Source organism: Variovorax paradoxus (assembly GCF_022009635.1).
Lineage (GTDB): Bacteria > Pseudomonadota > Gammaproteobacteria > Burkholderiales > Burkholderiaceae_C > Variovorax.
The window spans coordinates 5,962,319-5,983,036 of sequence record NZ_CP091716.1 but is presented as its reverse complement, the minus strand read 5'-3'; the positions used below and the strand labels follow the sequence as shown (position 1 = coordinate 5,983,036).

General features: G+C 68.9%; 23 protein-coding genes. 11 read left to right on the top strand and 12 right to left on the bottom strand.

The genetic code is table 11. The features are described from left to right. Positions 1–39: 39 nt before the first annotated feature. Entirely contained in the window at positions 40–1,089 is a 1,050-nt protein-coding gene (locus tag L3V85_RS27820; protein ID WP_237675884.1) for a FecR family protein, read from the bottom strand. Continuing rightward, on the bottom strand, positions 1,086–1,643 hold the full coding sequence (locus L3V85_RS27815; protein ID WP_237675883.1) for an RNA polymerase sigma factor: 558 nt from the start codon (positions 1,641–1,643) through the stop codon (positions 1,086–1,088). Before L3V85_RS27815 ends, L3V85_RS27820 begins: the two co-directional genes overlap by 4 nt. A gap of 228 nt (positions 1,644–1,871) precedes the next feature. Between L3V85_RS27815 and L3V85_RS27810 the strand changes: the two genes are divergently transcribed. From L3V85_RS27810 to L3V85_RS27785, 6 genes are all read left to right on the top strand, one after another. Then, the gene (locus L3V85_RS27810) at positions 1,872–2,249 is read left to right on the top strand and encodes an STN domain-containing protein (protein WP_237675882.1); all 378 of its coding nucleotides are present in this window, start codon (positions 1,872–1,874) and stop codon (positions 2,247–2,249) included. Positions 2,250–2,345: 96 nt separating this feature from the next. Further along, positions 2,346–2,915, top strand: coding sequence for a CHAP domain-containing protein (locus L3V85_RS27805; RefSeq protein ID WP_237675881.1), 570 nt, complete (start codon positions 2,346–2,348; stop codon positions 2,913–2,915). Between the two features lie 163 nt (positions 2,916–3,078). Next, on the top strand, positions 3,079–4,119 hold the full coding sequence (locus L3V85_RS27800; RefSeq protein ID WP_237675880.1) for an aromatic ring-hydroxylating oxygenase subunit alpha: 1,041 nt from the start codon (positions 3,079–3,081) through the stop codon (positions 4,117–4,119). A 152-nt stretch (positions 4,120–4,271) separates the two neighbouring features. After that, positions 4,272–4,781 carry a peptide-methionine (R)-S-oxide reductase MsrB gene (gene msrB, locus L3V85_RS27795; protein ID WP_237675879.1) on the top strand — a complete coding sequence of 170 codons (510 nt, stop codon included), beginning with the start codon at positions 4,272–4,274 and terminating at the stop codon, positions 4,779–4,781. 21 nt (positions 4,782–4,802) lie between these two features. Further along, on the top strand, positions 4,803–6,656 hold the full coding sequence (locus tag L3V85_RS27790; protein WP_237675878.1) for a cytochrome c biogenesis protein DipZ: 1,854 nt from the start codon (positions 4,803–4,805) through the stop codon (positions 6,654–6,656). Positions 6,657–6,664: 8 nt separating this feature from the next. Then, positions 6,665–7,126 (top strand): hypothetical protein, encoded by a 462-nt coding sequence (locus L3V85_RS27785; RefSeq protein WP_237675877.1) that lies wholly within the window; start codon positions 6,665–6,667, stop codon positions 7,124–7,126. Between the two features lie 12 nt (positions 7,127–7,138). Here the strand turns inward: L3V85_RS27785 and L3V85_RS27780 are convergent, their stop codons facing one another. Together L3V85_RS27780 and L3V85_RS27775 are read right to left on the bottom strand one after the other, a co-directional pair. After that, positions 7,139–7,885 (bottom strand): hypothetical protein, encoded by a 747-nt coding sequence (locus tag L3V85_RS27780; RefSeq protein WP_237675876.1) that lies wholly within the window; start codon positions 7,883–7,885, stop codon positions 7,139–7,141. A gap of 23 nt (positions 7,886–7,908) precedes the next feature. Further along, positions 7,909–9,249, bottom strand: a complete 1,341-nt coding sequence (locus L3V85_RS27775) for a PLP-dependent aminotransferase family protein (protein WP_237675875.1) — start codon at positions 9,247–9,249, stop codon at positions 7,909–7,911. 97 nt (positions 9,250–9,346) lie between these two features. Here L3V85_RS27775 and L3V85_RS27770 point away from each other — a divergent pair, with 97 nt between their 5' ends. Both L3V85_RS27770 and L3V85_RS27765 read left to right on the top strand, forming a co-directional pair. After that, a complete protein-coding gene (locus L3V85_RS27770) occupies positions 9,347–9,949 on the top strand; it encodes a DJ-1/PfpI family protein (RefSeq protein ID WP_237675874.1) in 603 nt (200 codons plus the stop codon). Positions 9,950–10,024: 75 nt separating this feature from the next. Next, on the top strand, positions 10,025–10,387 hold the full coding sequence (locus L3V85_RS27765) for a FlxA-like family protein (RefSeq protein WP_237675873.1): 363 nt from the start codon (positions 10,025–10,027) through the stop codon (positions 10,385–10,387). Positions 10,388–10,400: 13 nt separating this feature from the next. Here L3V85_RS27765 and L3V85_RS27760 read toward each other — a convergent pair whose 3' ends face one another. Further along, positions 10,401–10,955 carry a MarR family winged helix-turn-helix transcriptional regulator gene (locus tag L3V85_RS27760; protein WP_237675872.1) on the bottom strand — a complete coding sequence of 185 codons (555 nt, stop codon included), beginning with the start codon at positions 10,953–10,955 and terminating at the stop codon, positions 10,401–10,403. Between the two features lie 197 nt (positions 10,956–11,152). Here L3V85_RS27760 and L3V85_RS27755 point away from each other — a divergent pair, with 197 nt between their 5' ends. Both L3V85_RS27755 and L3V85_RS27750 read left to right on the top strand, forming a co-directional pair. Then, entirely contained in the window at positions 11,153–12,133 is a 981-nt protein-coding gene (locus L3V85_RS27755; RefSeq protein WP_237675871.1) for a tripartite tricarboxylate transporter substrate-binding protein, read from the top strand. A 38-nt stretch (positions 12,134–12,171) separates the two neighbouring features. After that, a complete protein-coding gene (locus L3V85_RS27750) occupies positions 12,172–12,699 on the top strand; it encodes a DUF2867 domain-containing protein (RefSeq protein WP_237675870.1) in 528 nt (175 codons plus the stop codon). A gap of 12 nt (positions 12,700–12,711) precedes the next feature. Here the strand turns inward: L3V85_RS27750 and tam are convergent, their stop codons facing one another. Further along, positions 12,712–13,476 carry a trans-aconitate 2-methyltransferase gene (gene tam / locus L3V85_RS27745; protein WP_237675869.1) on the bottom strand — a complete coding sequence of 255 codons (765 nt, stop codon included), beginning with the start codon at positions 13,474–13,476 and terminating at the stop codon, positions 12,712–12,714. Positions 13,477–13,568: 92 nt separating this feature from the next. Between tam and L3V85_RS27740 the strand changes: the two genes are divergently transcribed. Continuing rightward, positions 13,569–14,480, top strand: a complete 912-nt coding sequence (locus tag L3V85_RS27740; RefSeq protein WP_237675868.1) for a LysR family transcriptional regulator — start codon at positions 13,569–13,571, stop codon at positions 14,478–14,480. On the opposite strand, the gene L3V85_RS27735 is transcribed toward L3V85_RS27740, so the two are convergent. The 6 genes from L3V85_RS27735 to L3V85_RS27710 are packed head-to-tail and all read right to left on the bottom strand — an operon-like array spanning position 14,481 to position 20,715. Then, positions 14,481–15,911: an amidase gene (locus L3V85_RS27735; protein WP_237675867.1), complete on the bottom strand. Its 1,431-nt coding sequence runs from the start codon at positions 15,909–15,911 to the stop codon at positions 14,481–14,483. 26 nt (positions 15,912–15,937) lie between these two features. Further along, a complete protein-coding gene (locus L3V85_RS27730) occupies positions 15,938–16,927 on the bottom strand; it encodes a Bug family tripartite tricarboxylate transporter substrate binding protein (protein WP_237675866.1) in 990 nt (329 codons plus the stop codon). A gap of 36 nt (positions 16,928–16,963) precedes the next feature. Beyond that, positions 16,964–18,340: an amidase gene (locus L3V85_RS27725; RefSeq protein ID WP_237675865.1), complete on the bottom strand. Its 1,377-nt coding sequence runs from the start codon at positions 18,338–18,340 to the stop codon at positions 16,964–16,966. A gap of 23 nt (positions 18,341–18,363) precedes the next feature. Then, positions 18,364–19,119, bottom strand: coding sequence for an SDR family NAD(P)-dependent oxidoreductase (locus L3V85_RS27720; protein WP_237675864.1), 756 nt, complete (start codon positions 19,117–19,119; stop codon positions 18,364–18,366). A 13-nt stretch (positions 19,120–19,132) separates the two neighbouring features. After that, complete coding sequence (locus L3V85_RS27715) at positions 19,133–19,894, bottom strand: SDR family NAD(P)-dependent oxidoreductase (RefSeq protein ID WP_237675863.1); 762 nt, start codon at positions 19,892–19,894, stop codon at positions 19,133–19,135. Next, positions 19,891–20,715, bottom strand: coding sequence for a polysaccharide deacetylase family protein (locus tag L3V85_RS27710; RefSeq protein ID WP_237675862.1), 825 nt, complete (start codon positions 20,713–20,715; stop codon positions 19,891–19,893). The genes L3V85_RS27715 and L3V85_RS27710 overlap by 4 nt, the downstream gene beginning before the upstream one ends. Between the last annotated feature and the right edge of the window lie 3 nt (positions 20,716–20,718).

Genomic DNA, 20,718 nt, shown 5'->3' with positions numbered 1-20,718 from the left:
TCCACTGAGACGAATGCCGGGTCACATTCCGGTAATAAGCTAGTTTGAAATTCTTGTTTCGTTGCCGCTTTCCTGCACGGCAAGTCCGAAGCCCTGTTTCAGCAAGGCCACGAACCCGGCCATGTTGTTGGCGTCGAAGCTGCCGCCGATGCGAATGCGCGCGAGCGCGGGATCGGCGATCACCAGCTTGCGCGTGTTGTAGCGGTTGAACTGCGCGGCCGCGTCGCCCAGCGAGGTCTGGTCGAACACGAGCTTGCCCTGGCGCCAGCTCAGTTCGTCGTCGATCTGCTTCGGCGCTTTCGACATCACCAGCACGTTGTTGGCACTGGCCACCGCCGCCTGGTTGCGCACGAGCACCGTGGGCTCGCTGCTCTTCGCGTTTTTGTCGGCGCCGCGGTCGTTGCCGGCCGACGCGATCTGCACGCGGCCTTCCTCGACCACCACGTTCACCCGATCGCCCTCGCGCCGTACCACGAAGCGCGTGCCCAGCACGGTGATGCGGCGGTCGCCGGCGATGACCACGAAGGGGTGGGCCTTGTCGTGCGCGATGTCGAAGTAGGCCTCGCCGTCTTCGAGCCACACCTTGCGTCCGTTGGCGTTCACCACGGTGCGCAAGTGCGTGGCGGTGTTCAGCGTGAGCACCGAGCCGTCGGACAGCGAGACCGACTGGCGCGCGCCCACGGCGGTGGCGTAGTGTTCGCTGCGCCAGTCCTGCGTGTACTTCCACCCCAGCCAGCTGCAGCCGGCGGCCGCGATCAGCATGCCGGCGGCGATGCGTTGCGTGGAAAAGCGCGGCAGCTGCAATGCACGGTGCGCCGGTGCGCGGGCGGGCGGCCGTGCCGGTGCCGGCAGCGGGATCGGAATGACCCCTGGCGCCGCCACGGCCGCGGGTGCCGCCGGCGCGCGCAGGGCGCTGAGCCGGTCGGCGCGCTGCCACACGCTGGACAGCCGCAGCCACGTCACGCGGTGCGCGATCGACTCGGCGATCCAGGCGTCCAGCTGCTGCTGGTCGGTGTCGGTCCAGGTGCCGCCGTCGCGGCGCGCCAGCCAGTCGGCGGCGATGGATTCGATGCGTTCGGCTTCTGTCATGGCGAAAGCCTCTTTTCGTTCTGGGCCCGGCCAAAGGCCTTGGTGTCGAGCTGCACGCCGCTGGAGAGCATGGCGTCCGCCAGGGCGCGAACACCCCGCGACACCTGCCGTTCGACCGTGTCCTCGGTGATGCCGAGCAGGATGGCCACGTCGCGCTGCGGCAGGCCGTCGATCTTGCGCAGCTCCACCACGCGGCGGCACTTGGGCGGCAGGGCGTCCAGCGCCGTCTGCAGCAGCCGCAGCTCGCCGCGCCCCGCGGCATGGCGCTCGGGCGTGAGTTCGTCGGCCGAGAAGTCGAGCGCGTCGAGGTCGGCAATGATCTCGATCGACACGATCTGCGCCCGCCGCGCGCGGTCGATCAGCAGGTTGCGGGCCGTGGTGAAGACAAAGGGCTTCACCAACTCGGGCACGGCTTTGGCGGCGGATTCGTAGATGCGCACATAGACATCCTGGCGCAGGTCGGGTACTTCGGCTTCGTCGCGCCAGTTGCGACGAAGGAAACGCGTGAGCGCGGCCTCCATCGGCAGCACTTCGCTGACGAACCAGTTGTCCAAGTCACTGAGAACCAAAGAAGCGCTCCTGGAAAAATGGCCGGATGGGGATGCGGCTCGCCGCCGGGATTGGCGACAGACACTGAGACGAACGGCCAGAAGATTTCCGGTAACGCGCGATGCGGCGCGAATTCTAGGAGCACTGAAATGGGGCACGCCGTTACCGGAAAGCGCGCGCGCGCTCGTCTCATGGGGGTACGAGAAAAAACAGCTCGCTGGAAATACAAAGACATGAATCGAATCGGGAGGCAAAACCCCATCCTTCGCGCCGGACAGGCCCGGCGGCGCATCGCCGTCGGCCTGGGGTGCGCACTGATCGGGGGCCTCGCATGGGCCAATGCCCGGGATTTCGACGTCGGCGGCGGCGAACTGCGGCCCGCGCTGGACATCTACATCGCGCAGTCGGGCGTGCAGCTGATCTACAAGATAGAGGACGTCAAGGGCCTGTCGACGCGCGGCGTCAAGGGCCGGATCGCGCCCGACGCGGCGCTGGAGCGCTTGCTGGACGGCACGCGGCTGCGCATACGGCGCGGGCAGGACGGGGCGATGGTGCTGATCGCGCCGGCGCCCACCGCGGCGGCATCCACCGCCCCTGAAAAGAAGCAGTGACCTTCGGCAGGGGTGCCGCGGCGGCGGTGCCCGTAACATGCCGGCTTGCCTGAAATGACGATGCGCCGCCGCACCCTTGCCCTACTTCTTGTCTCCGTGCCCACCGCCGCCGTGCTGGCGGCGGGCGGCTACTGGGGCGCGACCCACCTGAACCTGAACCCGGGCCGCGAGGTGGGCGCCGTACTCGACGAGTTCAACGGCGTGAAGGTGTTCTACAACGGCGGCGTCAACCACTCGGACGGTCGGTTGCTGTCCAGCGACGGCTACAACCTGGGCATCAAGTACCAGTGCGTGGAGTTCATCAAGCGCTACTACTTCGAGCGCTTCGGCCACCGCATGCCCGACCCCTACGGCAACGCGAAGGACTACTTCGACCGCGACACCGTGCACGGCGTGCTCAATGCCAAGCGCAACCTGCTGCAGTACCGCAACGCGCAGGCCGAGAAGCCGCGGGTGGAAGACCTCATCGTGTTCAAGCCGACGCTGCTCAATCCGTACGGACACGTGGCGATCGTCTCCGGCGTGGGCGAGAAAGACATCGAGATCGTGCAGCAGAACCCCGGGCCATTCGGCGACAGCCGGGCCCGCCTGGCGCTCGACGCAGCGGACGGCCGCTGGACGGTGGCCGGCGGCACGCTCGGCTGGCTTAGGCGCGCGGGCGGCTGATTCAGCACGCCAGCCCTGGCGCGGCGTACAAGTTTTCGTATGGCCACTATCGCGTGGCGCAATGGCATCCGGGCCAGTTCTGGATTGAATCTTGCTCGTCATCCGTCGTATCCATTCAAATATGACGAACGTGAACGCAAGCCAGACCATTCCCATCCAAGCCATGCATTCGAACGTCCTGCCCGAAGGTTTTCTGCCGCGAGGCTGCACCTTCGCCGCGCAGGACTGGCCCATCCTCGCGAAGCACTGGTTCCCCGTGGCGCGCGCGGTGGACGTGCAAGACCAGCCGCTGCAAGCGACGCTGCTCGACCTGGAGCTGGTGGTGTACCGCACGCCCGGCGGCATCCATGTCGGGCGCGACCTGTGTCCGCACCGCGGCGTGCCGCTGAGCATGGGTTGCGTCGAAGGCGAGGAACTGGTGTGCGCCTACCACGGCCTGCGCTTCGGCCCCGACGGGCAATGCCGCAAGATCCCGGCGCAGCCTGAACTCGTGCCGCCCGCGCGCTTCAGGGTCGGCATGTTTCCGGCCGTGGAGCGCTACGGACTGGTCTGGACCTGCCTGCTGCCCGGCGCCGACACGGCCATCCCGCCGATGCCGTCGTGGACCGACCCGGCCTACCAGCCGATCCTGCCGCCGCCGGTGGACATCGCGGGATCGGCCGGGCGCCAGGTGGAAGGCTTCGTCGACGTGGCGCATTTCGCGTTCGTGCATCACGAGGCCTTTGCCGATCGCGACAACCCTGTGGTTCCGGCGTACAACACTGAAGTCACCGACTTCGGCCTGCGCTCCGAGTACTGGAGCACCGTGAGCAACTACCCGAAGTCGCTGCAGCACCTGGCGCCGCCCGGCTTCCAGTGGCTGCGCTCCTTCGAGGTTCATCCGCCTTTCACGGCGCAGCTCACCGTGCATTTCCCGGAAGAAGGGCGGCTGCACATACTGAATGCAGCCAGCCCCGTCTCCGCGCGCAAGACGCGGCTCTTCGTGCCCATTGCGCGCAACTTCGACCGCAATGGCTCGCTGGAGGATGTGTACGCGTTCAATGCGCAGGTCTTCGCGGAAGACCAGGCCATCATCGAACGCCAGCGCCCTGAGGATCTTCCGCTGGACATGCAGGAAGAAGCGCATTTCGCGGCCGACCGCACCTCGGCCGGTTACCGCAGGCTGCTCAAGGGCATGGGGCTCGGCCTGGCCAGCACACGCTGAAGCCGAGAGGCGACGATGCATCGCGCTGCCGTTCTTTTTGGGGCTTCCCGGCGAAACGGCGTAACCTTCGCGCGGGGAGCACCGAACTACGCTGTATGCATCCATATATATCGATGCCGCGTATTCAAAGCTCATCATCCCAAGGATCTGCCATGAACCACCACGGACGCCGTTTCATTCTCAAGGCCGGCTCGTCGACGCTTGGCCTGGCGCTTTTCAACGGCTTCGGCTGGAGCGCCGGCCTGGCGCATGCCGCCGAACCCGGCAAGTTCGAGATCACACGCACCGACGCCGAGTGGCGCAAGCTGCTCACGCCCAACCAGTACGCCGTGCTGCGCCAGGAAGGCACCGAGCGGCCTTACTCGAGCCCGCTGAACGACGAGCACCGTGAAGGCCGCTTCGCCTGCGCGGGCTGCTCGCTCGAGGCGTTCTCGTCGAAGACCAAGTTCGACAGCAAGACCGGCTGGCCCAGCTTCTGGCAGCCGCTGCCCAACGCGGTCGGCCAGAAGGGCGACACCTCCGGCGGCATGACGCGCACCGAAGTGCATTGCAGCCGCTGCGGCGGCCATCTGGGCCATGTGTTCGACGACGGGCCCAAGCCCACCGGCCTGCGCTACTGCATGAACGGCCTGGCCATGAAGTTCAACCCGGGCGCCGCCTGATCGAGCAGACGCCGCACCACCATGCTTCTGTTCGTCGTCGCCTATCTCGGCGGGGTGCTGACCATCCTCAGCCCCTGCATTCTTCCGGTCCTGCCCTTCGTGTTCGCACGCGGCGACCAGCCTTTTCTCAAGAGCGGCCTGCCGCTGCTGCTCGGCATGGCGCTCACCTTCGCGGGCGTGGCGTCGCTGGCCGCCGTGGGCGGCGGCTGGGCGGTGCAGGCCAACCAGTACGGGCGCATCGTCGCGATCGTGCTGATGGCGCTGTTCGGCGTCACGCTGCTCTTCCCGCAACTGGCCGAGCGGCTCACGCGGCCGCTGGTGAACTGGGGCGAGCGGCTGTCGGCCTCGGCCGGCGGCAATGGCGGTGAGGCACAGGGCGGGCGTTCGTCCTTCGTCACCTCGGTGCTGCTGGGCGTCGCCACGGGCCTGCTCTGGGCGCCGTGCGCCGGTCCGATCCTCGGGCTGGTGCTGACTGGCGCGGCACTCGGCGGCGCGAGCGCGCAGACCTCGCTGCTGCTGCTGGCTTATGCGGCCGGCGCGGCGACTTCGCTGGCGGGCGCGTTGCTGGTAGGCGGGCGCCTGTTCAAGGCCATGAAGAAGTCGCTCGGCGCGGGCGAATGGATCCGCCGCGGCATCGGCGTGGCGCTGCTGTGCGGCGTGGCGGCCATTGCCCTGGGGCTGGACACCGGCGTGCTGGCGCAGCTGTCGCTGTCGAGCACGTCGTCGGTGGAGCAGGCGCTGATCGACAAGGTGCGGCCGAAGAAGCCCGCCGAGAGCGTGGCTGACGCCCCCATCGTGACGACGGGCCCCGACTCCACGGTGATGATGGCCGGCTCGAACGCCATGATGGCTTCCAACAACGCGATGATGGCCGCGGCCGACGGCAACAAGGGCGCCGCGGCACCCTTGCCCGTCGAGGGCCCGAGCCCTTCGCTCGACGGTGCGGTGCAATGGCTCAACTCGCCGCCGCTGACCATGGAGGGCCTGCGCGGCAAGGTCGTGCTGATCGACTTCTGGACTTACTCCTGCATCAACTGCCTGCGCGCGCTGCCTTATGTGGAAGCATGGGCGAAGAACTACCAGGACAAGGGGCTGGTGGTCATCGGCGTGCATGCGCCGGAGTTCGCGTTCGAGAAGGACATCGGCAATGTGCGCAAGGCTGTGGCTGACCTGAAGGTCGACTACCCCGTCGCTATCGACAACAACTACGCGATCTGGCGCGCGTTCAAGAACGAATACTGGCCCGCGCACTACTTCATCGACGCGCAGGGCCGCATCCGGCACCACCACTTCGGCGAAGGCGAGTACGACAAGTCCGAGCAGGTCATCCAGCAACTGCTGGCCGAGGCGGGGCAGGCATCGATGCCCGGCGAATTCGTCAAGGTCGATGCGCAGGGCGCGCAGGCCGCCGCCGACAGCGCCAACGTGAAGTCGCCCGAAACCTACATTGGCTACGAGCGCGCCGAGAACTTCGCGTCTACCGGCGGCCTGGTGCGAGGCAAGCCGCACGCCTATGCCGTGCCGGGCCAGCTCGCGACCAACCAGTGGGCGCTGGGCGGCGACTGGACCGTGGGCGAGCAGAGCGCGGTACTGGGCAAGGCGCAGGGCCGCATCGCATACCGCTTTCACGCGCGCGACCTGCACCTGGTGCTGGGCTCGTCGGCCGACGGGCGCCCGGTGCGCATCAAGGTGACCATCGACGGCAAGCCTCCCGGCGAGGACCACGGCATGGACGTCGATGCACAGGGCAACGGCACTGTCAGCGGCCAGCGGCTCTACCAGCTGGTGCGCCAGCGTGGCACGGTGGCCGACAGGCGCTTCGAGATCGAATTCCTCGATCCCGGCGCGGAGGCCTTTGCATTCACTTTCGGCTGATCGAGACGATGAACCCAGAGGTACCCGAAAACGGCGGACTGTTGGAAGTCGAGGGCTTCGTCCCGCGCCCCGGCGCTTTCACCATCGGCATGCTCGAGCGCCTGCCCCGGCACGACCTGGGGCCGACGCAGGTGCTGTGCTACTCGGGCCGTCCGGTCGCGCAGGTCGACAGCTATGTCGGCGCGCGGCTCGTCGACGTGCTCGACGCCTGCGGCCTCACCGAGCGGCCGCGCTCCGAGCTCAAGCGCTGCGTCGCGGTGGCGTTGGGGAATGACGGCTACCAGGCCATCTTCAGCTGGAACGAGCTCTACAACAGCGCCATCGGCGAGAAGGTGCTGGTGCTGTACGAGAAGAACGCCGAGCCGCTCGATGCGCACCTGGGCAGGATCTGCCTGATCTCCGCCAACGACACACGGCTGGGGCCGAGGCACCTGCGCGGATTGTCGAAGGTGACGGTGCGGATGCTCTGAGCGGCCTGGGGCTCAGTCGGTGACCGGAAGCCACCGGCCGGAAGACGGGCAAAGCACCGCCGGCGCGCCGTTCACCATGACCTGCTCTTCGTCGAGCCGCGAGGCAGCGGCAGGATCGACATCGAAGCCGATCTGAAGCGCGCGGCTCACCTGCGCGTTCTCGATGGGCAGTTCCCACGTCAGGAACACCAGCGTGCAATCACGCTCGGGCGCGAAGTCGGCCGCGTCGAAGCCGTCCTTGCCGCCGCGCGGAATCACGGCGTGCGGCTGGCCGGTATCGAAGACCACCGCCGTGCCGCGCACGAGCGGGATGCGAATGTCCGCAAAGGGGAAGTGCAGGTCCAGCCCTTTGTCCTCGCTCATGAAAAGGTTGCAGAAGGCCGCGCCGCCGTACTGCGCGCCGTCGTGGTGATACCTCGCGCCACGGCAGGCCATGAGCGCGATGTCGCTCGAAGCGAGCACGCCGGGCAGCCCGAGCGCTTCGGTCCAGTCGGCCGCCGCCTGCACGCATTGCCGGTAGTCCGGCCAGCGCGTGCGTGCGCGCGCCAGCGGCAACTGTTCGACGTCGCCGGGTTCCAGCGCAAGCTGCTCGGAGATTTCGCGTTCCCAATCTGTAATGAGGCGCGCTGGAGGCATGGGCACGTCGAGCGTGGCCGTCGGCACCACGTCGCTCACGCCGCGGCTGCGCATGGCGTCGCCGCTGCGGTAGAAGGCCGTGAGGCGGTCTCGCGTGCGATGCGGTGGCGGGGCGGGGTTCATCCGGGGCAGTGTAGTGACGCCGGCTACACGCCGACCACGCGCCGCACCGTCAGCAGCGCACTGCGCAGGCTCTGCAGCCCCACGGAGCCCAGCGCCAGACGCAGCGCATGCGGCACATGCTTCGACGTGGCGAAGGGCTCTGCCGTCGATACCGAGATGCCTTCGCGCATCAGCGCCGCCGAAACATGGTCGGCGCGCATGTCCTCCGGCAATGGCAGCCAGACAAAGTACGACGACGGATGGCGCACGAAGCGCATGCCCGCGAGCGTTTCGTCGACGATGGCCTGGCGCACCGCCGCGTCTTGTCGTTTCTCGGATTCGAGCCGCGCCACGGTGCCGTCTTCCAGCCACGCGCAGGCGATGGCCGTGGTCACGCCGGGCGTGCACCAGGTCGTGGCCCGGATGGCGCGCTCCATCTTCGGCACCCAGTCCTTCGGCGCGACGACGAAACCCACGCGCAAACCGGTCGCCACGTTCTTCGACAGGCCCGAGATATACACGGTCGACTCCGGCAGCAGCGTGGCCAGCGGCGGTGGCGGCATATCTTCCGGATCGTCGGCCAGAAAGGCGTAGGCCGCGTCCTCGATGACGATCAGGCCGTGCCGCCGGGCAATGGCCGCCAGCCGACGGCGCCGGCTCGCGCTCATCACCCAGCCCAGCGGGTTGTGCAGCGTCGGCATCGTGTAGACGGCGCGGACCCGGCGGCGCGCGCACAGGTGCTCCAGCGCATCGAGGTCGGGGCCGGCGCCCGATGCCGGGGTGGGCGCCATCTCCAGCCGGTTCGCTTCGGCAAGCACCTTGAAGCCGGGGTAGGTCAGTGCATCGACCGCCACCACGTCGCCCGGCTGCAGCAGCGCCATGGCCGTCACCGCGAGACCGTGCTGCGCGCCGTCGACCAGCAGCACCCGCGACGGGTCGAGCGCGCCGAGCCCGCGTGATGCGAGATGCCGCGCGACGCAGGCGCGCTCGTGCATCCGGCCGCCGTGCGGTGCATAGCGCAGCATCGCGTCGAGTTCGCCGCCGGCGGCAAGCTGCCGCAGCGCGCCGCGCAGCAGCTCGGCCTGTCCGGGCAGCGACGGGTAATTGAAGTTCAGGTCGACCTGGCCCGCCGCCACGGCCTGCTGGTCGATGCCCTGGTCCCGAGACACCGCCGCTTCGCGCACGAAGGTGCCGCGGCCGACCTCGCCGCTGACAAGGCCCATGGCTTCGAGTTCGGCATAGACGCGCGAGGCCGTCACCAACGCGAGGCCGTGGCGCTCGGCCAGCCGCCGGTGCGTGGGCAGCCGGGTGCCGGGCTGCAGCCGGCCCGCGCGGATCTCGGCGGCGAGTTCATCGACCAGTTGCTTGTAGCGGGCTTCGGCCATCGTGCGATGTATCCATGACAATTTTTTGATTGTATTGATCTTCTTGCCTACGATGGCAGAACCCGCTTCCCGCACATCACACCGGACCCACGACGCCATGCATATCGCCATCCTCACCTTCGACGGCTTCAACGAACTCGATTCGCTCATCGCGCTGGGCGTGCTGAACCGGATCAAGAAGCCCGGCTGGCGCGTCACGCTCTGCTGCCCGACGCCGGAGGTCACGTCCATGAACGGCGTCACCGTGCGCGCCCAGTCGCTGCTCGAGGAGGCGCGCTCGGCCGAGGCCGTGGTCGTCGGCAGCGGCGTGCGCACGCGCGAAGTCGTCGAGAGCCCGGAGCTGATGGAGCGCCTGGCGATGGACCCCGGCCGCCAGCTCATCGCGGCCCAGTGCTCGGGCACCCTGATCCTTGCCAGACTGGGCCTGCTCGGCAGCGTGCCGGCCTGCACCGACCTGACCACCAAGCCGTGGGTGCAGGCGGCGGGCGTCGAGGTGCTGAACCAGCCTTTCTTTGCCAGCGGCAACGTCGCCACGGCGGGCGGCTGTTTTGCGTCGCCCTACCTGGCCGCGTGGATCATCGCCCGCAGCGAGGGGCGCGAAGCCGCCGAAGCGGCGCTGCACTACGTGGCACCGGTGGGCGAGAAAGAGGCGTACGTGACGAATGCCTTCAGGTACATCGCGCCGTATCTGCCGAAGTAACGACAACGCCGGCCTTCATTTTTCCGCCGCGCTGCCGATATACCTCGGTCTACACATCAAGGACGGAGAAAAAGCATGGTTGCAGCCATCGGAGCCACGACGCCCGCGAGCGGCGGCGGGAGCGACGTGAACGCCCAGATCGCGAAGATCCAGCGGCAGATCACCGACACGCAGAAGAAGATCGCCGACACGCAGGGCGACTTGCTCAAGGCGCCCAATGAAGAAGCGCGCAAGGCGATCCAGATGCAGCTGCAGGCGATGGCCGCGCAGGTCATCATGCTGCAGCAGCAGATCAACATGCTGCGGACCTCGCAGGTCCAGAAGGAGGCGCTGGAATCGGTCTCCAAGGCGGTGAGCAGCGCCAAGCACAGCGGCCACGGCAATCGCACCAACGCCGAAGGCGTGCCCATCGGCGGAACGGTGGACGTGCAGGCCTGAGCCTTCGCTGCCTTCAGCCGCCGCCGGCCTCGCGCTCGGGCCAGCGGTGGCGCGTGCCGCCCGAGCGCCGGTCGGCTTTTTCCATGACCACGCCCTGCGCGCTCAGTTCGTTGCCGCGCTGCTCGAGGTGCTGCAGGCACTGGAGAAAAATCTCCAGGTGATCGGGCGTGATGCCCTCGAGCAGCTCGATGTTGAGCCCCGCGATGCGCGGGAACAGCTTGCCGTACAGCTGCTCGCCCGAGGCGCTCAGGCACACATGCACTTCGCGCCGGTCTTCGGCATCCTGCCGCCGCGTCACCAGTTTCTTTTCGACGAGGCTGCGCAGCCCGCGCGAGGTGCGCACCCGGTCCAGGTGCAGATGGGCGGCCAGCGCGGAAGAAGTCATTTCGCCGCGCTGCGCGAGCGTGCCGATCATTCCCCACTCGCGCCGCGTGATGCCGAAGCCGCCTTCGACCATGCGCGTGGCCATGCCGCTGCTGGTGCGCATGGCGCGCGACAACCTGTAGAGCAACAGGTCGTCCAGGGAGCGGGGCGCGCGCAGCGACCCTGCATCGGGAAAGGCTTGCATACGGATGGATTAAGGGTGCTGGGCGTTGTGGTTCGCTGGCCTCGGAAGGCGGTTGATGGATTAGATCAACTGTTTATTGGCTGCGTATAAACCGGTCACAAATTTTCACAGGCAGCGGCCGGGACCGGCGGGCGATTCTCGTCGCGACGGCATCGCGCATGTCCGTTCGCCCACAACCGCCGCTGGCAGGAGACTCGATGGTCGCATTCTTTTCCAGGCGCAAGCTCCTGGCGTGGGGCCTTGCGCTCGCCGCCTGCGCTCCCGTCGTTCACGCCCAGGCGCCGCAGGCGCTGGACGGCCCGCTGACCCTGGTGGTCGGCTACGCGGCCGGCGGCACCACCGACCGCATCGCGCGCCTGGTCGCCGAACGGCTGGAGCCCAAGCTCGGCGTGACGGTGACCGTCGAGAACAAGCCCGGCGAGGGCGGCCGGCTCGCGGCCAAGGAAGTGCGCCGCACGCCGCCGGGGCAGAACGTGCTGATGCTCGGCAACCCCGCGGTGATGGTGGTTGCGCCACTGGTCATCAAGGACGCGGGCTATGACCCCGACAAGGACTTCGTGCCCGTGTCGCAGGTCAGCAGCTACGACTTCGCGCTGGCCGTGGGCCAGAAGCTGCAGCTCGACCGTGCCATGTTCCTGGTGGGCCGGCTCTGGGCGCATCCGGAAGAAGCGGTGTTCGGCGTGCCCGCCACCGGCAGCCTGCCTCACTTCTTCGGCCTGATGGTGGGCGACGCCCTGAGCGTGCAGCCGCAGATCAAGGGCTACGGTGGATCGGCGCCGTTGTCGGCCGACCTGATCGGCGGCACGCTGCCGATCGCCATCGACACGCTGGATTCGCTCTATGCGCAGCCCCTGGCCGGCAAGGTGCGCATCCTGGCCGTGTCGGGCAAGAAGCGCGCGAGCTTCGCACCCACGATCCCGACTTTTCGCGAGGCCGGCATGAAGATCGACGCCGACGGCTGGAACACCTTCTTCGCGCCCAGCACGATGGCGCCCGCCAAGGTGCAGCTGGTGGCCAATGCCATCCGCGACGCGATGCGCGACCCCGGCCTGCAAAAGGCGGCCGAGGCGGCCTACATCACGCCGGTGGTCAGCTCGACGGCCGAGACCGCGCAGATGCTCAAGGCCTATCGCCAGCAATGGGAACCGGTGGTGCGGCGCTCGGGCTTCTCGCCCTGAGAGCGTACGTGGTTCCGGCCGAGTCGCACAATGGGGCCATGAACACGCACAGCGTCAGGGCCGTCGCGTTGCCGGCGGAAAGCGCGATCGCCCATCTGTTCGGCGGCGCACATCTTGCGGATGCTTTCGCGGTCACGCTGCCGGCCGAAGCGCCGCGGGACGCGGAGGCGCTGGCCCGGGCCGTGTTCAGCGATCCGGCGCCATGGTTTCGCGCGTTGCTGGCCTGCCGGGATGCCATCGTCCGGCCCTTCGGCGTGAAGACCTCGGGGCAGTTGCGGCACGAACTGGGCACCGATGCGTCGGCGCGCATCGACTTCCTTCCCATCGTGGGCCGGCAGCCCGACGAACTGATCATCGGCGACGACGACAAGCACCTGGACTTCAGGGCTTCGGTATTGCTTCGCCGCTCGGCGAACGGCGAGCCGCGCGAGCTGGTCGTGACCACCGCCGTGCATTGCCACAACGCGCTCGGCCGCCTCTACCTGTTCGTGATCTCGCCGTTTCACCGGCTCGTGGTGCGCTCGAATCTGGCCCGGGCCGCGGCCAGGGGTTGGCGCGGCGGTTGAAGCTGTCGCTCTTCAGCGCGTCGCGACGATGAAGAGCCTCGGGAACGGCAGCAGCACGCTGCCGTCCTTCAGCGCCGGGTAGGCCTTCGCAATCACCGCCAGGTAGCTCGCCAGAAAACCGGCCTGCTGTTCGGCGTCGAGCAGCGCCAGGTAAGGCCGCAGCGCCGAGCCCTTGAACCATTCGACCACCGCCGCCGCGCCGCCCGCGAGCGGGTGGTAGTAGGTGGTGCGCCATACGTCGACGCGGCTGCAGTGCGGACGCAGCATCTCGTAGTAGTCGATGGCGCCGTGCCGCGCGGGATGGCGCACGTCGCCGATGCGGTCGGCCCAGCGCGGGTCTTTCGCGGTTTCGCGGGCGAGGCGGTGCGCGGGCTCCTCGAGGTTGTCGGGCGTCTGGATCGCGAGGCTGCCGCCGGGTGCGAGCTGCCGTGCGAGCCGGGGGTAGAGCGTGGCGTGATCGGGCAGCCATTGCAGCGATGCGTTGGCAAGGATCACGTCGACCGGCTCCGCGGGCTGCCATGTGGCGATGTCGGCCACGTCGAAGTTCACGCCGGGCATGCGCTTGCGCGCGGCCTGGATCATGTCGTCGGAGCTGTCCATGCCGCTGACCCGTGCGCCGGGAAAGCGCTGTGCAAGCACTTCGGTGGAGTTGCCGGGGCCGCAGCCCAGGTCGACGGCGGTGCGCGCTTCGCGCTGCGGCAGGGCGGCCACGAGGTCCCGCACGGGGCGGGTGCGTTCTTCTTCGAAGGCCGAATATTGCTTGGCTGACCAGGTCATCGTGGGGTTCCTTTGCTGTTCTGGCGGCGAGTTTGCCGAGCAGGAGCCGCTACGTAAAATGAATTTATTCTGGCCATTGATTCATAAATCTGATGAAGATCGACATCCTCGGTATCCAGGCTTTCGTGGCCATTGCCGACGAAGGCAGCTTCCAGGCAGCGGCCGGCGCGCTCAATGTCACGCAGACCGCCATCACGCAGCGGCTGCGCAAGCTGGAAGAGTTTCTGGGCGTGGCGCTGGTGGAGCGCACAACGCGCTCGGTGGCACTCACCACCATCGGCCGCGACTTCGTGCCGCGCGCGCGACGCCTGCTGGTGGAGCTGGCCGATTCACTGCTCGAGATCCGCGAGACCGGCAAGGCGGAGCGCGGCGACGTGTCGATCGCCTGCGTGCCCACGGCGGGCGTGCAGTTCCTGCCGCGCATCATGAAGGCCTATTCGGCCAAACATCCGCACAACCGCATCAAGATCCTCGATCACTCGTCGGCGGCCGTGGCGAATGCGGTGCTGCACCGCGAGGTGGAGTTCGGCATCGGCATGGTGGGCGCGCATTCGCCGGAGCTGCAGAGCGTGCCGCTGATCGAAGACGAGTACGTGCTCATCTGCCACGAGGCGCATCCGCTGGCGCAACGCAAGCGCATCGCCTGGCGCCAGCTGGAGCCGCATCCGTTGATCTTCGCGGGCCACGCGAGCGAGAACCGCCCGCTGCTCGACCTGGCGCTGGGCGCGGCCTCGGCCAGCCTGCAGGCTTTCTACGAAGTGCAGCGCAGCTCGACGGCGGTGGGGCTGGTCGCCGAACGCGTGGCGGCTGCGGTGGTGCCCCGGCTTGCTTTGCAGAAGGGCGCGTACCCCACGTTGCGCATCGTCGAGCTCACGGAACCCAAGGTGTCGCGCACCCTGGTGCTGATGACGCGCAAGACCGCGCGGCTTTCGCCGGCGGCGCAGGCGCTCTATGACCTGATCGAGGCGCAGGCCTCGGTGGCGCCTGCCGCGCGTCGGCGCTGATCAGAGGCCGGGCGGCCGGCGCGCGCCGAGGTCCACCGCCGCCTCGAACTGTCCCGCCATCTGCAGCAGTTCGGCGTCGCCATGGAAGCGGCCGACCAGCTGCAGCCCCAGCGGCATCGCGTCGCGGCCGAAGCCCATGGGCACGCTGATGGCCGGATGCCCGGTCATGTTGAACAGCATGGTCCACGGATACCAATGGGCGCGCACGTTGTCGAACTGCTGGCCGTCGATGTCGATGGTGCCGAACAGGTCTTGTCCGAGCGGCAGTGCGCTGCGTGTCAGCGTGGGCATGACCAGCGCGTCGGCCTTCGCGAGCAGGCCCTGCACGCGCTTGAACAGCGCCGAGCGCGCGAACATCGCCTCCTGGTACTCGACGCCGCTCACATGAGCTGCGGAGGCGATCTGCCGCTTGAAGGTGTCGCTGAAGCTGTCGGGATGCTTCTCCACCAGCGGCGCGAAGCGTGCGCGCCACACGGTGTGGTTGATGGCGCGCCAGATGGGCTCGACGTCGAAGCCGCTGCTGTCGAAGGGCTCCAGCGTCGCGCCCAGCGACGCCAGGGTCTGCAGCGCGGCAGAGAACCCTTCGGTGACGTCCCGCGACACCGGGCGGCCCGAGGGCGTGAGGCAGTACAGCAGATGCTTGCCGCGCAGGTCGCCCTCCGGCACCGATTCCTTGACGTAGTCATGCGCGCGCAGGCCCAGCGACCACGGGTCCACGGCGCTGGGGCCGGCCATCACCTGCAGCATCAGCGCGGTGTCCGCGACCGTGCGCGTGGTCGGGGTCACGTAGGTCTGGTTGGCGAACAGGTCCTGCGCCTGGCTGTGCGGGATCACGCCGTTCGACTGCTTCAGGCCCACCACGCCGTTGCATGCCGCCGGGATGCGCGTCGAGCCGCCGCCGTCGGTGGCGATGGCCAGCGGCGCGATGCCGGCTGCAGTGGCCGCCGCCGCGCCGCCGCTGGAGCCGCCGCTGGTGCGTGACAGGTCCCACGGGTTGCGCGTGCTGCCGAACAGCGGGGAATTGGTCATCGGGCCCGAGCCGAACTCGGGCGTGGTCGTCTTGCCGATGAGGATGGCGCCTTCGGCGCGCAGCCGCGCCACGCTCACCGCGTCTTCCGCGGGCACGTTGTCGCGGTGCACGACCGCGCCGAAGGTGGTGGGCACGCCCTCGGTGTTGACGAGGTCCTTCACGGTGAATGGAATGCCGTGCAGCCTGCCGAGCGGGCGGCCCGCCACGATGTCGGCCTCGGCGCGGCGGGCCTCGGCCAGCGCGCGTTCGGGCGTGAGATTGATGAAGCAGTTCAGCACCGGCTGCAGGCGTTCGGCGCGCGCGAGCACGGCCGTCACCAGCTCGACCGGGGAGAGCTGGCGGGCGCGGATCATGCCCAGGAGCTCGGTCGCGGGCGTGAAGAAGAGCGAGTCGTCGGACATGGCAGGCGGCTTCTTTTCTTGCGCGTTCATTCGTCGACCACGATGCCGGCCGCCTTGACGATCGGCGCCCAGTTGGCGCGCTCGCGTTGTGCGCGCTGCGCCAGCTCGGCCCGGCCTTCCGCGTGGGCCACCAGCCCGGCGGCTTCGAGGCTGCGCGCGAGTTCCGGTTTTGCCGCCGCCGCCAGGAAGCTGCGCTCCAGCGCGGCCAGGGTAGCGGGCGGCGTGCCGGCGGGTGCGTACACGGCGTACCAGCTCGTCGCGGGTACGAACTCGGCAAAGCCCTGTTCCTTGGCGGTCGGCACGTCGGGCAGTGCGGCCAGGCGCTTGTCGCCGCTCAGGCCCAGGAACTTGATCTTGCCCCCCTTGTACAGCGGCAGCATGCTGGCGGCCGCGTCCCAGCCCATCGAAAGCTCGCCGCCGACCACGTCGATCAGCATCGGCGACGCACCGCGATACGCCACGGGCGTGACCTCGAAGCCTTGAGCCTTGGCCAGCGCGAAGGCACCCAGGTGCCCCGAGCTGCCGATGGTCGCCAGGCCCAGCGTGGCTTTCTTGGGGTTCTTCTTCGCCCACTCCACGTACTGCTTCATGCTGCTGTAGGGCTGCGAGGCGCCTGTGACGACGGCGGTGGGAATCTCCACCAGCAGCGCGACCGGCGTCAGGTCCTTGTCCGCGTCGTAGCCGGGCGTCTTGTAGGTCAGCGGCAGGATGGTGAGCAGCGGCGAGGGCGCGAGATAGAGCGTGAGGCCGTCGGCCTTCGATTTCTTCACCATGTCCCACGCGAGCCGGGCCGAGGCGCCGGGCTTGTTGTCGACCAGCACACTGCCGAAGCCCGCGTCCTTCAGTTGTTCCGCATACAGCCGCGCGACCGTGTCGGCCGCGCCACCGGCTGCGTAGCCGACGACGATCTTCAGGTTGCCGCCCGCAAGCCCTGTCGGCAATTCGGCATGCGCGGTGGGGAGCGTGGCCAGCATGAAGGCCGCGGAGGCAAGAAGAGGGCGAACGAACGTGCGCATGGAAGGTCTCGGTTCTGAAAAGAAATGAAGGAAGGCTCAGCCGAGCGCCTGCTCGACCAGGCCTGCGATGGCCAGCAGGTAGTCGTCGTCGTACCAGCGGCCCGCGAGCTGAAGCCCGATGGGCAGGCCGTTCGTGCTCTTGCCGCAGGGCATCGACAGCGCGGGATGGCCGGTGAGGTTCATCGGATAGGTGTACGGATACCAGGCGCCGCGGATGGTGCCGGCGGGCTTGCCGCCGATCTCGACCTCGCCGCTCACGTCCATGTCGATGGGCAGCGGCGGCGCGGAGACGGTGGGCGACACCAGCACGTCGAAGCGCCCGAACAGCGCCTGCAGCTCGGTGAAGCAGCGGGTCTTGGCGAAGGTGGCCTCGTGCAGGTCGACGGCGCTGTGCTGGCGGCCCTTGCGCACCGCGTCGATCAGCGTCGCGTCGAGCCGGTCGCCGAAGCGTTCGAGGTTGGCGCCCACGCGCGCGGCGAGCATCGACTGCAGCACTACGAGGAAGTGACGCTCCAGCGAGACGAAGTCGAGCATCACGGTTTCGACGACCGCGCCTTCGCGCTCCATCGCTTTCACGGCGGCGGTGGTCACGGCCTCGACTTCGGGGTCGACAGGGTTGCCGGCGGTGGGCAGCCAGGCCACGCGCAGGCCGCGCAGCGAGGCGGGCCTGGCGCGACGGGGCATCGGCCCGCACAGCCCGTACGGGTCGCGCGCATCGAAGCCCTTGATGGCGTCGAACAGCAACTGCGTGTCGGCCACGTCGCGCGCCATCGGCCCGGTGAAGGAGTTGGCGGAGTACAGGTCGGGCGCCTGCAGGTTGGGTACCACGCCCAGCGTGGCCTTGAGCCCGACGATGCCGCAGCACGACGCCGGAATGCGGATCGAGCCGCCGCCGTCGGTGCCCAGCGCCAGCGAACCCAGCCCCGCCGCCACGGCCACAGCCGCGCCGCTGCTCGATGCGCCGGGCGTGTAGCGCGCGTCGATCGGGTTCAGCGTGCGGCCGAAGATGGGCGCGGTGGCCACCTGCTTGTGGCCGAACTCGGGCGTGGTGGTCTTGCCGATGAGGATGGCGCCGGCGGCCTTGGCGCGCGCCACCGCCACCGCGTCTTCCTCGGGCACGAAGTCTTCGTAGATGGCCGAGCCCATGGTGGTGCGCACGCCGGCCGTCAGCGTGAGGTCTTTCACCGAGTAGGGCACGCCATGCAAGGGGCCGAGCGCTTCGCCGGCCATCACCGCGGCTTCGGCGCGGCGCGCGGCATCGAGCGCCTGCTCGCCGGTCACGGTGATGAAGGCGTTGAGTTCGCGGCGCGCCTCGATGCGCGAGAGCGCAGCCTGCACCGCCTCGACGGGCGAGGCCTTCCTGTCGCGGATCAGCGCGGCGAGTTCGGTCGCGCTGTGGTCCATCAGGTCCATGGTCGTTTCCTTCGGTAGATGGCTCAGAGCATCCAGCGGCCGCCGTCGATCAGCAGCGTCTGGCCGGTGATGAAGCGGGCTTCGTCGCTCGCCAGGAAGCGCACCGTGGCCGCGACATCCTCGGGCGTGCCGACGAAGCCGGCGGGCGTGTCGGCGACGATCTTCGCGAGCACCTCGGGCCGCAGCTTGTCGTGCGCTCTCGTGCGGATCGCGCCGGGGCACACGGCATTCACCGTGACGCCATGCGGCGCAAGCTCGCGCGCCAGCGAGCGCGTGAAGCCGACCACGCCCATCTTGGCGGCGGCGTAGTCGGCCAGGCCCACGTCGCCGGCGAAGGCGGCGTCGGTGCTCATGTTCACGATGCGGCCGAAGCCGCGCGCCTTCATGCCGGGCGCGACGCGGCGCGAGGCGCGCATGGTGGTGAGCAGCGATACCTCGATGACGAAGCGCCACACGGCTTCGTCGGATTCGGTGAAGGGGCCGCCGCGTTCGCGCGCGCTCTGGCCCACGTTGTTGAAGAGGATGTCGACCGCGCCCAGCTCGGCTTCGGCGCGGTCGAAGAAGGCCGAGACCACGCCGGCGTCGGTGCAGTCGCCCGCCACGCAGAGGCAGCGTGCGGCGGTGTCGGGCGGCAGGGCTGCGAGTTGCTGCTGCAGCGGCGCGCAGTCGAGGTCGAGCACGGCGACGCGCGCGCCCTTGTCCAGGAAGTCGAGCACCGTCGCGGCGCCGATGCCCTGGCCGCCGCCGGTGACGACGGCGGTGCGTCGGTCGAACGTCATGGCTTCGGGCCCCTCAGTGGAAGGTGCGCCCGCCGTCGACGGCGAGCGCGGTGCCGGTGATGTAGCTCGCGCCCGGGCCGCTCAGGTAGAGCACGGCCTCGGCCACTTCCTCGGGCGCGGCGACGCGGCCCAGGGCGTAGCGCTGGCGGATTTCCTCCAGCGTGCGCTCGGGGTCGTCGCTGTTCTCGTAGCTGGTGCGGAACAGGGGCGTGTCGATGGCGCCGGGGCAGACCGCGTTGACGCGGATGCCGTCGGCCGCGGCCTCGATGGACAGCGCCTTGCCGAACATGATGACCGCCGCCTTGGTGGCGCAGTAGGCGGTGCGGTTGGGCAACGGGCGCAGGCCCGCGCCCGACGAGATGTTGACGATGCTGCCGCCGCCGGCCGCGCGCAGGTGCGGCATGGCCGCGCGGCACAGCAGCATCGGCCCGGTGAGGTTGACGGCCAGCATGCGCGCCCATTCGTTGTCGCCGGTCTGCTCCAGCGGCTTGAGCGAATCGATGCCGGCCGAGTTCACCAGCGCGTCGACACCGCCGAGCCAGTGGGCGGCGGCGTCGACCGCCGCCCGCACCGCGTGCGGGTCGGCCACGTCGCAGGGCAGCGGCAGGGCGGCGTCGCCCAGCGCCGCGCAGGCGGCGGCCAGGCCGGCTTGGTCGAGGTCGAGCAGCGCCACGCGCGCGCCGCGCTGCACCGCCAGCCGCGCCACCGAAAGGCCGATGCCGCTGGCGCCGCCGCTCACGACGAAGCGCAAGCCGGTAGAAGCCGCGCCGGTCATGCTGCGACGGCCGCCTTCAGGCGCGGCCGCATGTCGTCGGAGATGCGGTCGCAGCGGTCGATCCACACGCCCGAGTGCGCGAGCGCATGCTCGATCAGGCCTTCGAGCACCTTGAGCCGCGAAGGCTGGCCGATGATCTGCGGGTGCATGCCGACCATCATCATCCGGTCTTCGGCATGGAGCATGTCGAACTCGCTGGTCCATGCCTCGAGCACCGCCGAGGGCGCCTGCAGCGTGCGGCCGGGCAGGGTGATCGAGTACTGGAAGAAGGGCGCGTCGTCCAGCACCCAGCGGAAGGGCAGCTCGACGATGTCGGTGCGCTCGCCGCCGATCTCCAGCAAGTAGGGCGAGTCGTCGTCGAAGAAGTTCGACGAGTAGTCGAAGCCGTATTCCTTGAGCAGGTCGAGCGTGATGGCGCTGAACTCCGCCGCCGGCGAGCGCCAGCCGCGCGGCCGGGTGCCGGCCAGGCGCGTCAGCGTTTCCATGCCGCGCTCCATTTCCTCGCGCTCTTCGGCGGGGCTCAGGTTGACGATCCAGCGGTGGCTGTAGCTGTGGTGCGCCACTTCATGGCCCTTGTCGACCACTTCGCGCACCAGGTCCGGGTGCTTGTCGGCCACTTCGCCGGGGATGAAGAAGGTGGCGCTGATGCCGTAGCGCGCCAGCAGCGCCAGGATGCGCGGCATGCCGACCTTCCAGCCGTAGGCGCCCTGCGACATCAGGATGGGCCGCTTGGCGTTGGCCGGGTCGCGGCCGGTCCACATGGTCTCCGCGTCCAGGTCGAAGGTCAGCATGAGCGGAAAGCCTTTGCTCGTGGTCGGCATCGG